General features: G+C 48.4%; 12 protein-coding genes. 5 read left to right on the top strand and 7 right to left on the bottom strand.

Features of this window, described 5'->3' with window-relative positions; translation table 11 throughout:
* Positions 1–87: 87 nt before the first annotated feature.
* Positions 88–840 (top strand): LytR/AlgR family response regulator transcription factor, encoded by a 753-nt coding sequence (locus tag AAE250_RS15155; RefSeq protein ID WP_294598372.1) that lies wholly within the window; start codon positions 88–90, stop codon positions 838–840.
* A gap of 84 nt (positions 841–924) precedes the next feature.
* On the opposite strand, the gene AAE250_RS15150 is transcribed toward AAE250_RS15155, so the two are convergent.
* The 7 genes from AAE250_RS15150 to hemW form a co-directional block, all read right to left on the bottom strand.
* Complete coding sequence (locus AAE250_RS15150) at positions 925–1,296, bottom strand: hypothetical protein (RefSeq protein ID WP_294598370.1); 372 nt, start codon at positions 1,294–1,296, stop codon at positions 925–927.
* Between the two features lie 308 nt (positions 1,297–1,604).
* Complete coding sequence (locus tag AAE250_RS15145) at positions 1,605–2,759, bottom strand: DUF4249 domain-containing protein (RefSeq protein WP_294598368.1); 1,155 nt, start codon at positions 2,757–2,759, stop codon at positions 1,605–1,607.
* 12 nt (positions 2,760–2,771) lie between these two features.
* The gene (locus tag AAE250_RS15140; RefSeq protein ID WP_294598366.1) at positions 2,772–5,516 is read right to left on the bottom strand and encodes a TonB-dependent receptor; all 2,745 of its coding nucleotides are present in this window, start codon (positions 5,514–5,516) and stop codon (positions 2,772–2,774) included.
* A gap of 2 nt (positions 5,517–5,518) precedes the next feature.
* On the bottom strand, positions 5,519–6,037 hold the full coding sequence (locus AAE250_RS15135; protein ID WP_294598365.1) for a DUF4974 domain-containing protein: 519 nt from the start codon (positions 6,035–6,037) through the stop codon (positions 5,519–5,521).
* A gap of 8 nt (positions 6,038–6,045) precedes the next feature.
* Positions 6,046–6,465 (bottom strand): hypothetical protein, encoded by a 420-nt coding sequence (locus AAE250_RS15130; RefSeq protein WP_294598364.1) that lies wholly within the window; start codon positions 6,463–6,465, stop codon positions 6,046–6,048.
* 94 nt (positions 6,466–6,559) lie between these two features.
* The gene (locus tag AAE250_RS15125) at positions 6,560–7,102 is read right to left on the bottom strand and encodes an RNA polymerase sigma-70 factor (protein WP_294598362.1); all 543 of its coding nucleotides are present in this window, start codon (positions 7,100–7,102) and stop codon (positions 6,560–6,562) included.
* Between the two features lie 66 nt (positions 7,103–7,168).
* Positions 7,169–8,299, bottom strand: a complete 1,131-nt coding sequence (gene hemW, locus AAE250_RS15120; RefSeq protein ID WP_294598359.1) for a radical SAM family heme chaperone HemW — start codon at positions 8,297–8,299, stop codon at positions 7,169–7,171.
* Between the two features lie 345 nt (positions 8,300–8,644).
* Between hemW and AAE250_RS15115 the strand changes: the two genes are divergently transcribed.
* The 4 genes from AAE250_RS15115 to AAE250_RS15100 all read left to right on the top strand — a co-directional run bounded on the left by AAE250_RS15115 (position 8,645) and on the right by AAE250_RS15100 (position 13,509).
* On the top strand, positions 8,645–9,517 hold the full coding sequence (locus AAE250_RS15115; protein ID WP_294598356.1) for a glycoside hydrolase family 16 protein: 873 nt from the start codon (positions 8,645–8,647) through the stop codon (positions 9,515–9,517).
* A 258-nt stretch (positions 9,518–9,775) separates the two neighbouring features.
* Entirely contained in the window at positions 9,776–11,032 is a 1,257-nt protein-coding gene (locus AAE250_RS15110; RefSeq protein WP_294598353.1) for a DUF2264 domain-containing protein, read from the top strand.
* Positions 11,022–12,356: a BNR repeat-containing protein gene (locus tag AAE250_RS15105; RefSeq protein ID WP_294598350.1), complete on the top strand. Its 1,335-nt coding sequence runs from the start codon at positions 11,022–11,024 to the stop codon at positions 12,354–12,356. The genes AAE250_RS15110 and AAE250_RS15105 overlap by 11 nt, the downstream gene beginning before the upstream one ends.
* Positions 12,357–12,381: 25 nt before the next feature.
* Complete coding sequence (locus AAE250_RS15100; RefSeq protein WP_294598347.1) at positions 12,382–13,509, top strand: glycoside hydrolase family 88/105 protein; 1,128 nt, start codon at positions 12,382–12,384, stop codon at positions 13,507–13,509.
* Positions 13,510–13,562: the final 53 nt, after the last annotated feature.

Here is a 13,562-nt window from a genome sequence, read left to right as displayed (position 1 = left end):
GACGAATGGTTGGTAAATGGCACTTGGTCACTTTGCCCGAAAGTAATATAATACCTATATTCGCCGTGAGAAAAACATAAAATGAACATGGATAAGTATAAGGTTGTTATAGTCGACGATGACGAAGTGGCTCTTGAAAATCTGAGCTTCGAACTGAGAAAAGATGCCCGTTTCTCTTTGGAGGGAACGGCACGGAATGGTAAACAAGGGAAGAAACTGATACTAAAGATACAGCCGGATCTGGTGTTTCTGGATGTAGAGATGCCGGATATAACCGGTATGGAATTGTTGCAGGAGATGCGCGACAGTGTTTCATGGAATATGCGGGTGGTATTTTATACAGCCTACGACAAATACATGATACAAGCTATCCGCGAAGCGGCTTTCGACTATCTGTTGAAACCTTTCGAAGAACAGGACTTGAAAGATATCCTTGTCCGTTTTATAAAACAAGCCGAAGCGGGGCAAGGAGTATCCTTGCCCGTAGGTACTCCTCTGCATACCGGACAGACGTTTATCGTATTTACACCGACCAATGATATGCGTGCATTGCGCCCGGCCGAGATTGGTTTCTTCCGTTATTGCTCGGACCGCAAGCAGTGGGAAGTCATACTCAATAATCAGCCTCCGCTGGTTTTACGCCGTGGAATGACTGCCGAGCAAATTACCCAGTATTCATCCAGCTTCGTCCAGATACACCAGTCGTATATTATCAACATTGACTATCTGATGATTATAAAAGATAATAAGTGTATGCTTTATCCTCCTTTCGATAAGGTGACAGAACTTCTCGTTTCCAGAAAATTCAAGAAAGAATTGCAGGATCGATTCTGTTTATAAAAGAAGAGAGGCGCTGAACGCAAAGTCCGGTGCCTCTCTTTATCTACAATCAAATACTTTTTCTGTAATTATCAGAAGTGGGTTTTACTTCACTTCGATGCCTTTGTTCTGCAGTGTGACGTTCAGTACTCTGGCGTAATCTGCATATTGCTTTTCGTCCAAAGTCTTCTTCATCAGTTTCAGATTTCCATAAACTGCATTACGAAGCAGCTTTTCCTGGTTTTTCTTTGAACTTGTGGCGCGTTCCATCTGTTCGGTGAAGAATTCGCAGATGTTTGCTACTTCTTCGTGCTGGTCGGCGTTCAAGTTCAGATACTTGCTCAGCTTACTTACGTTGATGCTGCCTTCCCATTTTGCTGTTTCAATTGTTTTTGCAGTTGTAGGTTGCTTTCCTGCTGCAAATGTTGCTGTAGCCAGACATACTGCTGCTACCAATGTTAATCCTAAACGTTTCATAATACCTACTTTTTTAATTGTTAATCCTAAAAACTAATCTCAATCTAAACCTAATACCTACTGAAAACTATCTAAGCGCTTAGCTTTTTCTTTTTACCTATGCAAATGTAGAAATATGTTTTATAACACAAAAACGAATGCAAAGGAAAGTGTAGGTTATGCTGTCATTTCTTGATTTATATCAATTAATAGGTGTGAAAACGGCTGTTTTCGAATTAAAATGTAATGTATTTGTAATAAATACCCTTTAGAAGTCATCTGTTTGATGTAATATCGACTATTTTGAGAGCAAAACGATAATCGCTATCTCAATTCCATCGTTGCACTTCAGGAAATTCCATTCTTATTTTCGCCTCTGCAGCAACCCCTACAAAGCCCAGTCCTCCCTCTACATTGCAGGGTAGGCTGACCGGTTCCATCAGTGCTTCGTCATAATCCTCATCGTCCAGACTGTTCAAGGCATTCAGGTAGCGGTATTCTGCTTCGGTGAGTGTGAGTAACCGGATAGTGATGGTATGCGTATAGTATATTTGGTCGTAATTGATATCCGACGGAGAAGAATAATCATTCAGCATCGGATAATAATTGATGTAATGGGGGGTATAGACTTTCAACGTGGCAGAAGAATTACTGAAATTGTTGTCGGTGAAGATATTGTATTTGTTCTTGATGGTAGGGAACAACTCATTTTCTTCATCATCGTAGCTACCGGGATGTCCGTCGGTTAGTATCACGTCTTCGCGGTTGATAAGCTCTGTATTGCTATAATTGAAAAGGGTATCCTTTTTGTTGTAGAGCCAGCTCCATCCGTCTTCGCTGGGGATGAGGTCACCGTTTTCGTCTGTTATGTATTCGCGGTATTCACCACGGTAACTGAGGTCGTTCCGGATATCCAGACGATAGTAGTTTTTTTCGCTGGGACGGTCTTGCAGGGTTATTTTGTATTGGCGGTAAAGTTTTTGTCCGTTGTACTCGCGCAGGTAGGCGAGGGTGGTATCCACGTGCAGGCTTTCTATCGGCTGTGGTACGGTCACTTCGGCGCTGGCATGATATCTCCCGTTCTCGGCGGTAGCTTCCAGGCGGATGTTGTCGCCGGGATGCAGTACGGTAGTAAGACGATACTTTTTGAACTGTATACTTTTCAGTAATACTTCATAACCATCTTTATCAAGTTGTCCCTTCAAATCACCGTATAATTCTTCTGGTGATATAGCTTCCGGCGATTCTACCAGTTTATCATTTACATAGAGTGAAAGTGTTGCTTCATTTACGCGCTCGATGCTGTAACCTGCGCCTAAGTGCAGGAAGACGTAGTTCTCCGCTTGTTCGGCATCAAGCAAAGCGTTCATAATGAGTTGTGTCTCCTGCTTTCCGGGATTGTATGGAATCTCGTTTTCGCAAGCTGCCAGAAAGCTGGCAATTACTATATATATAATAAGGTGTAATTTCATTTTCGTTTTCATATTCGGGCTCTTTTAGAATCTGTAGGTATAGGTAACAGAAGGGATGCAAGGCAATATTGTCAGTTTTTTGATGGTGGTTTTGCCTTTCTCCCTCTTTATAGGTTGACCATTGCCTCCTTGATAGATACTTTCATAATAATTATTGTAGTTATCATATCCATTTTGGTATTTACTGTAAACGATGTTAGGATTCATCGCATTGTATGCATTGTAAACGCTTATATTCCAGGTTCGCATGCCGTGTTTGGTTTTCTTGTTGAAGTTGATGCCCAGGTTCAGACGGTGGTTGGCGGGCAGGCGATAATTATTTCGATGGGAAATGTAGCCGGCTTCTTCAACGCTGCCATCGGGTCTGATTACGATCGTTGCTTTCTCGGGCACGGTAATGCAACCGCCGGTATTGAAGATCCACGAAGCGCCCACGTCGATACGTTCACTGAACTTATGGTTCAGGCAGAGACTGATGCTATGGCGACGATCGTACTTGTAGGGAAACCACTTGCCTTGATTGATGGTACCGTTCTTAAAACGGTGGTCAGTCTTAGATAGTGTGTATGCCAGCCAACCGGTAGTCTTTCCCAGTGTCTTTTGCACCATGAGTTCCAATCCGAAGGAGCGCCCTTCGCCCATTTCTACTTTCTCTTCCCAGTTGGTAGAAGTTCCGAAGAAAGACACGCCTTCCTGATACTCAAGTATATGCCGCATTTGCTTATAATATCCCTCAATGGAAAATTCCCAGCCTGCCAGGCCGGAGTAATAGCCTCCGATGGAGTATTGATTAGCGTACATCGGACTTATATCTTTGGTGATGGGCACCCAAAGGTCGGTAGGCATGGAGAAAGGGGTAGAAGAAAGTAGGTGCACATACTGCGCCATGCAGGTATAAGATGCTTTGGCGGAGAACCCTTGTCCCATATCGTAACGGGCAGACAGGCGCGGTTGCACTGAGAAGTAGCTTTTTCCTTGCGTGTGAAACAGCGATGTACGCACACCTGCATTCAAGCTGAGGTTACTGCCTATGTTGAAGTTGTCTTCGGCGTAAAGAGATACTTCCTGCCCGTGCATTTCCCGACTGCTGCTTGTATTATAGAGTGTATCTTCCTGAAGGGTTCCGTCGTCTATATCCTGCACTTTCGAGGTGGAGATCCCGGGGCGGAAAGTATGGTAGATGTATTCCGCTCCGAACTTGATGTGGTGTTGCGGCACAGGTGTATAGTCAAAATCCATGCGTGCACTCCAGTCGCGGATGCCGGAACTGAATCGGGAAGTGTAGTGGTACTGGTCGCGTATCTGATTACTGACCGTGTAAGTATCTTCCATATCTCCGTTCAGGCTCATCTCATAGTTATTGTACGAAAGGGTGGTATTGCAGAACAGTTTGCTGTTGAAGACATAGTTCCAGCGACCGTAGGCGATGGTGTTTCCCCAGTTCAGGTGGCTGTTGTCTCTGTAGTAACTTTGGTATGTGTTGTCATTTCCAGAGCTATTGCTGTCGTAGCTGTCGAAGTGATAATGGTCTTTCCCTTTGTAGAAGCTGAGGAAGAGGCGGCTGCGGTCGTTGAACTTGTGGTTCACTTTGGCGTTGACGTCATAGAAGTAATAGTTATATTTGTCGGCATAGGAACCGTCCTTGTCCACAATGAGGTTTTTGAAGAAAACCGTAGGGATGGCACGTGCACTAAAACTGAAAGAGGTCCGTTCTTTCCAGATGGGCCCCTCGATGTGCAGTTTGTCCGTCAGCATACCGATGCTGAGTGCGCCATGGTAACGGTGCATGTCTCCGTCGTTGGTACGCACGTCAACGATGGACGAGAGACGCCCGCCGTAGCGGGCGGGAAAGGAGCTCTTGAAGAGGGTGGTGTTCTTTACCGCTTCGGGTGTGAAGATGGAGAACACACCCAGCAGATGGTCGGCGTTGTACACCGGAATGCCGTCCAGCAGCACCAGATTCTGGTCGGGGCCGCCGCCACGCACATACATGCCCGCAAATCCCTCCATACCTGCCTGCACGCCCGGCATCAGCTGGATGGTTTTCAGCAAATCGGCTTCACCCAGTATGGAAGGAGTGTTGCGTATCTGCGTCATCGGAATTTCGTGCGCTCCCATGGCGGTGCTCTGTATGCCGGCTTCGTGCTTGTCCGATAGCACCACCACTTCTGCCAGTTCGTTATTGCTGTTCAGGGGAATATTCAGCACGGTGTCCTTCGTCAATTCAAAGCGGCTGCGCCGGGTAGCATAACCCAAGTAAGAGAAAGTGAGTTCCGTCTCCCCCTCCGGCAGAGTGATGGTATAGAAACCGAAAGGATTGGTGGCAGTACCGGCGGAACGACGACTCTCAAAGATATTGGCACCAATCAGCGTCTCGGAAGACGCTCCGTCGGTCACGTATCCGCTGATAGTGAACTTACGGCTAACGGATTTCTGCGGCGCGGGCCGCTTGTACAGTAAGATATGCTTCCCGGAGATTTCGAACTCGATGGGCTCTTTCTCGAAAGCACGTTGCAATATCTCGCTGATAGTCTGTTGCTTTACTTCCAGACTGATACGCCGTGTCAGTTTCACTTCTTCTCCATACACGAAGGAGAAGCCGGTGGCATTTTCCAGTTGTTTCACAAAACTTTCCAGCGTGGCATTGCGGATGTTGAGGCTTAGGCGTGTTTCTTTATTTTGTGCATAGGCCGAAGTGTTTAAGATAACCACGCACATCAGGAGCACAGCTCTGATGTGGTGGTGTGAACAGATAGTAGAATAGTTCATGATCAGTTAAGTTTGCTAGTAAGGGTAATAGTGTCGTTGGTTTGAGTATAGGTAAAGTTGCCTGCCACTTTCAGCAGGTCGAGAATATGCGTCAGACCTTCTTCCGAACTGAAGGTACCCGTCATGCGGTAGTTCTTCAGGCTGTCTCCCTCGATGCGGATGGGCGTGCGGAATATTTCAGACAGTTGGCGGGTGATGTCCTCCAACGGCTGTTGGCTGAAGTAGAGCGTGTCCGGCAGGGAGACGGGCTTCGGAGCATGCGTTTCCATGGGGGCGGGCTGAGGCTTTGCAGGCTCGGGGGACAGGATATAATAGTAGGCTGCCCAACTGGCCACGCACAGTAGCACCACTGCCGCACTGCTTGCCACTCGCAACCAGAACATCCGCTTTTTGCGCTTGGCAAACAGCTGTTGTTCCAGCAGTTTCCAGCTGTTGCTTGCTGCAAAGCGTCCTCTGGGCGAGCGGGTAGAAGCTATCAGCTTGTTCAGTACTTTGTCGAAATTCTCGTTGTTTACCTTCATTCTTTATTTTATTTGGCAACCAACTTTAGGGTCAGTTGCGTTTGTTTGGCTTCCGTATCTTGGGGCGAGCAGATAATGCGTATCTCCTCGCTCTGTTTTATCCGTTTCGGAAAGACAAGGATGCGCGCGGTTGCCGATTTCTTCTTTGCGGGGATTACCACTTTGGTATCAATCAGCCGGAACACGCCTTGTGCACCTGGTTTCCATTTGCCGGTGAGTTTTACTTCCCGGTCTTTCTCACTCTTCTGGGCAGCAATGATTTTGATGCCGATTTCTTTTTCTTCCGTTTGTTTGTCGAACGTGTAGCTGTCGTTTACCTTGTCAAAACCGAGGTACTCGTCCGGATACTTGGCATTGTTGTCACTGCATGCGCTCAGGCTGAGCATGGCAAGCATAAGGCTTGCACCATAATAACATAAATTTCTCATAAGTCTTTGTTCGTTTAGTTTTCTGTAAGTAAAGACAGGTGGTTTTGAGAAACTCCCTATATGCTATCATGCAAAAGAATGTTAAGACAAAAAACTACACCAGCAGACTTTCCTTTAATCGTGTCACTGCCTTCTGCAACTGTGCATCTACGGTCTTCACGCTGATATCCAACTCTTCTGCTACTTGGGCATAGCTCTGCTTCTCTTCGCGTATGCGGATGAAGACCTCCCGGCAACGTTCGGGCAGGCGGTCCAGTGCCTTGACGTAGCGGGCAAAGAGTTCTTCACTGATGAGCGTGTCCTCCGGTGAGTCGGCCCGGTCGGTAGGTTCGGGAAGTTGTTCGGTGGAGAGGGTAGCGTGGCGGTTCTCCTTTTCCAGATAATTGAGCGAGGCATTCTTGGTGAGGATGAAGCAATAATCTTCTATGTTCTTCACCTCCGGCAACTTGGCGCGTTGCTCCCAAAGGCGCATGAAGACATCGAGTACGATCTCCTGCGCCCATTCTTCATGTTTCACGAAGTAGTAGGCGATACGGAACAAGCGGTCGTAGCACAGATCGTAGAAACCATGGAACGCTTGTTCCGAGTTTTCCTCCTTCATTTGGCGCAAGTATCGTCTGACTTCTTGTTCGGTCATACAGCCTCTTTAAGATAAGTAGTGGGCGCAAAGGTAAAACTTTTCGGTGAAATATCCTATATGTTACTATTCTATGAACATTAAGTCGCTTATGATATCGTCTGAAACAAAAATACCTTCCCGCGTGAGGTAGAGATGATTATCCTGCATCTTCAGCTTGCCGCTTTTCAGATGCGGAGCAGCCATCTTCGTACAATATCCCTGCAATTCTGCACCGAACTTTTGTTTTACTTCTTCCCGATCGACACCCCACTTGGTGCGGAGGGTGGTCATGATGTATTCGTTGTAGCGGGTCGTGGTGTCCAGATGTTCCGTCTCGAAGGCCCGCCGCCCAGCTTCTATGGAGCTGATATACTTTTCCAGTGAAGAAACGTTCCATTCCCTGCTTTCGGTGTCGAATGAATGTGCCGAAGGTCCGCACCCCAGGTAGGGAATGCCTTTCCAGTAAGAGGTGTTGTGGCGCGAGTACATGCCGGGCTTGCAGAAATTGGATATTTCGTAATGCTCGTATCCGGCGGCATCGAGTGTATCTATCAGGGTTGAGAAGAAGCGTACGCTGCTTTCTTCGTCCACTTCGCAGATGCGGTGCGCTTGCAGCATTTTGTAGATGCGGGTTCCTTCTTCGTAAGTCAGGTGATAGGCGGAGATGTGTTCTACGTTGAGGCTGACGGCTTGCTGAAGGTCGCGTTTCCAGCGCTCGTCCGTTTCGCCCGGCAGTCCGTAGATGAGGTCGATGCTGATATTGCGGAAGCCTGCCCGGCGGCAACGGCCTACGGCTTCGATGGCTTGTGTGGCGCTGTGGCGGCGGTTCAACAGTTGCAGGGTAGCGTCGTCAAAAGTCTGTATTCCCATGCTGATGCGGTTGAAGGGGAGGGTGCGCAGCATGGCTATGTATTCGTCCGTCAGGTCGTCGGGGTTGGCTTCGAGGGTGATTTCCCGGACAGCTTCCATTCCATAGACTTCTGCGATGACGTCGAACACTTGCCTGAAGTCTTCTTCGGCAAGCTGCGAGGGCGTTCCGCCGCCCAGGTAGATGGTTTCTACGGGTTCGCCTTTCAGATATTCTTTGCGTGTTCTCAGTTCCCGACATAAAGCGCTGATATAGCGTTGCTTCAGGTCGCTACGGGTGGTGGAATAGAAGTCGCAGTAGATGCAACGCGTCTTGCAAAAGGGGATATGTATATAGATGCCTGCCATGATGCTTGAAGATTGTTTGCTGCAAAAGTAAGCTTTTGATGGGAGATAGCCATAGCAAAGATGCCTTTATAGGCATCGAAACTTAGAATAAAGGCTTTATTCTTATAAATAAAGCTTTGATTCGTACAAATAAAGGCTTTATTCTTAAGAATAAAACCTTTATTTATAGATTGCCTTGCACCTAAGAAGACTTTTCTTCCTATGAATACAGACTTTTCTTCGTAGTGTCGGACAGAATGACTGATATTTCCCCCTTATTGAACGATGTGCGGTGCGCAAAGTATCATTAAAAGGGTAAATTTGCCACAATAACTAATATGTTGTTTATCTAAATTAAGATTTTGTATGCTACGAAAACACTGTAAAAGAAAGATCCTGTTCACGCTTTTGGCGTGTTGTGCTTTGACTTCTGTTTCTGCCCAGGAATGGAAGTTAGTTTGGAGTGATGAATTCAATCAGGAGGGTCGTTTGGATGATGCCACCTGGAACTACGAGAACGGCTATGCCCGCAATGAAGAAGACCAGTGGTATCAGCCGGACAATGCATCTTGCAAAGGCGGCAGCCTGATCATAGAAGCCCGGAAGGAGCATCGGAAGAATCCTTTGTACGAAGCCGGAAGCCGGGATTGGCGCAAGAAGCGCGAGTTCGTGGAATATAGCTCTTCGTCGGTGACTACTGCCGGTAAGTTTGAATTTTTGTACGGGCGCCTCGAAGTGCGTGCCAGGATTCCCGTTGCGGGAGGTGCCTGGCCTGCCATCTGGTTGCTGGGACGCGGCTTACCGTGGCCTTCGTGCGGAGAGATTGATGTGATGGAGTATTATCGCATCGGCGGTGTGCCGCACATCCTGGCTAATGCATGCTGGGGAGGCGACCAAGGGTATAATGCCGTCTGGAACAGCAAGAAGATTCCGTTTACCCATTTTACCGACCGCGATCCTCATTGGGTGGACAAGTTTCACACCTGGCGCATGGATTGGGACGAAACGGCTATCAAGATTTATCTGGACGACGAGCTGCTGAATGATATTCCGTTGAGCAAAACTGTGAATGGCAGTAGTGCCGGTGAAGGAACGAATCCTTTTCACAAGCCGCAGTATATTTTGCTGAATCTTGCCATCGGCGGTATCAACGGCGGGAAGATTGATGACAAGGCAATGCCGATGAAGTACGAGGTGGATTATGTCCGGGTTTATCAAAAAGATGCTTCCGGTCGCTAATCTGAGAGTGATTGACTGATATTTTATCCTTTTTGAAAGGATTGTAGGTGTTCAGATAGCTTTAAAAGAGATATTTTTGCAACGATGTTTTTATTGAGAGGATAAATGGGAATTTAGCGGAGTATCTTAAATTCCTCCGCCTGAAAGGGGAGGTGCCCGCTTGCGGGCGGAGGGGTTTGAGATACACTTGTTATCACACGCCCCTAAATTATCATTTATTCTCTTGAAAGATGAATTAAAACAAACTTAAATAATATCATGAACATAGGTAAATGTTTGGGACTGCTCTTGGTAGTAGCCCTGTTGCTGCCCGCTCAGGAAGCCGCAGCTAAAAAGAGTAAGGAAAAGGAAGTGACGGACCGTGAACTCTGGACCGGTGTGCTTTATCAGATGGCCGCCCCGGTGCTCAGCAATATGAGCGAGGGCAAGCTTCAGGAAAACATGTTGGTGGAACTGAGCCCCACCTGGGACGGACGGGACAAGCGCGTGACTTATATGGAATGCTTCGGCCGCCTGATGGCAGGACTTGCTCCCTGGCTTTCGCTGCCCGATGACGATACCGCCGAAGGCGCACAACGCAAGCAACTGCGCGAATGGGCTTTGAAGAGCTACGCCCAAGCCGTAGACCCCGAAAGCAAGGACTATCTGCTTTGGCGCAAAGAAGGCCAGCCGCTGGTCGATGCTGCCTATGTGGCAGAGAGTTTCCTGCGTGGTTATGAGGCACTTTGGTTGCCTTTGGACGATGTGACCAAGCAGCGTTATATCGAAGAGTTCACGCAACTGCGCCGTGTAGACCCGCCTTATACCAATTGGTTACTGTTCTCGTCTACCGTAGAATGCTTCTTGAAGAAAGCCGGTGCCAAAACGGATTATTACCGCATCTCTTCCGCTCTGCGCAAAGTGGAAGAATGGTATGTGGGCGACGGTTGGTACAGCGACGGGCCGGGCTTTGCATTCGATTATTACAATAGTTTTGTACTCCATCCCATGTATGTGGAATGCCAGGAAGTGATGACGGACGGCGGCAAGAAAGGCGGCTGGAACCTCAACTCCAAGAACTTCGACCGGGGCGTGAAACGCATGCAACGCTTCGGAATGATATTGGAACGCTTTATCTCCCCCGAAGGTGCTTTCCCGGTATTCGGCCGTTCCATTACCTACCGTACGGGTACGCTTCAGCCCCTTGCCCTGCTGGCATGGCGCGGCTGGCTGCCGGAAGAGTTGCCCAACGGACAAGTGCGTGCAGCTATGACCGCAGTCATCAAGCGGATGTTCGGAGACAACCGTAACTTCAATGAGAAGGGATTCCTGACGCTGGGCTTCAATGGCTCGCAACCTAAAATATCTGATTGGTACACTAATAACGGCAGCCTCTACATGGCCTCGTTGGCATTCTTGCCGTTAGGTCTGCCTGCCGACCATCCTTTCTGGACAGATGCTCCTCAATCGTGGACTTCGAAGAAGGCATGGGAAGGCGAAGACTTCCCCAAAGACCATGCTTACTATGAGAAATAAGGTAAAAAGAAGGTATAGAGCGTTTACGTTAATTGTGTTGGTGATTGGTGGCTGTTTTGCAACACTTTGGGCACAAAGTGTTGCCAGCCCCTCTCCAAAGGCACATCTGGTGGAAGTGGGGAAGGGGTACAGTCAGACTTCCGTCAATACGACCGTATTCCGCAACAATTCGCTGGTGACCCATGGAAACGAGCAGTACATCAGCTATTACGATGGTGACGGCTATCTCGTATTGGGCAAACGTAATCTCGGTTCGGAGCAATGGACGCTGCACCGCACGCAGTATCAGGGAAATGTAAAAGATGCCCATAACATTATCAGCATGATGCTGGACGGCGATGGCTATATCCATGTCTCCTTCGACCATCACGGGCAGAAGCTGAACTATTGCCGCAGCCTTGCCCCCTATTCGTTGGAACTGGGAGAGAAAGAACCGATGACGGGGATAGACGAGGGCAATGTGACTTATCCTGAGTTTTACTCACTGGCCGGAGGGAATTTGTTGTTCGTTTATCGTTCCGGTTCGTCCGGCCGGGGAAACCTGGTGATGAACAGCTATGATGTAAAGACCCGGAAATGGCAACGCGTGCAAGATGTGCTGATTGACGGCGAAGACCAACGGAATGCCTACTGGCAACTGTATGTAGACGAGCAGGGAACGATTCATCTGTCCTGGGTGTGGAGAGAAACGTGGCATGTAGAAACCAACCACGACCTCTGCTACGCCCGTTCCTACGACAACGGAAAGACCTGGTACAAAGCCAACGGCAAGCAGTACGACCTGCCTATCCGTGCCGCTAATGCCGAGTATGCCTGCCGCATTCCGCAAGGTTCCGAACTGATCAATCAGACCAGTATGAGTGCCGATGCCGGAGGTAATCCGTACATCGCCTCCTATTGGCGCGACCCCGACAGTGATGTTCCTCAGTACCGCATCGTCTGGCACGACGGGCAAACGTGGCACAGCCGCCGGGTTTCCGATCGTCACTCTCCTTTCTCCTTGAAAGGTGGAGGCACCAAGATGATTCCCATTTCCCGCCCGCGTATCGTAGTGGATGGCGGGGAGATCTTCTACGTCTTTCGTGATGCGGAGCGTGGAAGCCGGGTGTCTTTGGCACATGCAACAGACGTTGCCAACGGCAAGTGGACTGTTTGCGACCTGACTGATTTCTCCGTCGATGCCTGGGAACCTTCCCATGACACCGAATTGTGGAAGCAGAAACGCCGGTTGCATCTGTTTGTGCAGCATGCCAGGCAGGGAGACGGCGAGCGGGTGGTGGAGTTCGATCCCCAGCCGGTATATGTATTGGAAGTCTTGAAATAATAAGGTATTAGGTAATTAGTAAACCATGAAGAAGATTTTTTTAGTCCTATTGGGGGCCGCCTTCTGTTTGGCAGGCACCTCATGCACGGCAAAGCAACCCAAAGCAGAAGAAGTTGTCGGTATTATCGACAAAGTGAATAACTATTGGCAGGAAACGCATCCCCAGCATGGCCGCTCCTTTTGGGACAATGCGGCCTACCACACCGGGAATATGGAGGCTTTCTTCCTGACGAGTAATCCCCGGTATTACGACTACTCCAAAGCCTGGGCGGAACATAACGAGTGGAAAGGAGCCAAGTCGGATGATAAACAAGAGTGGAAGTATAGTTATGGAGAAAGTGACGATTATGTTCTCTTCGGAGATTATCAAATCTGCTTTCAGACTTATGTCGATCTGTATACGGTAGATCCTGATTCTCAGAAGATAGCCCGTGCCCGCGAGGTGATGGAGTATCAGATGAGCACGGACAAGAACGATTATTGGTGGTGGGCAGACGGATTGTATATGGTGATGCCCGTCATGACAAAGATGTACAAGCTGACAAAGAACCCGTTGTATCTTGAAAAACTACATGAATATTGGACGTATGCCAACAGCATTATGTACGATGATGAATCCGGTTTGTATTACCGCGATGCTAAGTATGTCTATCCCAAACACAAAACCGTAAACGGCAAAAAAGACTTTTGGGCGCGTGGTGACGGCTGGGTACTGGCCGGTTTGGCTAAAGTGCTGAAAGACCTGCCGGAAACGGATAAGTACCGTCAGGAGTATATCGACCGCTTTCGGACAATGGCAAAAGCGGTAGTCGCCTGCCAGCAACCCGAAGGCTACTGGACCCGTAGCATGCTCGACGCCGAACATGCTCCCGGACCTGAAACCAGCGGAACTGCTTTCTTCACATACGGTCTGCTATGGGGAATGAACAACGGACTGCTGGATAAAGCAACCTACCAACCGGCAGTGATGAAAGCCTGGAACTACCTGACTACCGTAGCCTTACAGCCGGACGGACGCGTAGGCTATGTGCAACCTATCGGTGAAAAGGCAATTCCGGGGCAAGTGGTCGATGCCAATTCTACTGCCAATTTCGGTGTGGGAGCCTTTTTACTGGCTGCCTGCGAGATGGTACGTTTTTTGAATGCCGACTGATAGAACGAAATAAATGAGTGTATATGTTGTGTAACATATACACTCATTGTGTA

The sequence above is a fragment of the Bacteroides sp. GD17 genome (assembly GCF_038448625.1).
In the GTDB taxonomy this organism is placed as follows: domain Bacteria; phylum Bacteroidota; class Bacteroidia; order Bacteroidales; family Bacteroidaceae; genus Bacteroides.
This window is presented reverse-complemented; position numbering and strand designations above follow the sequence as displayed.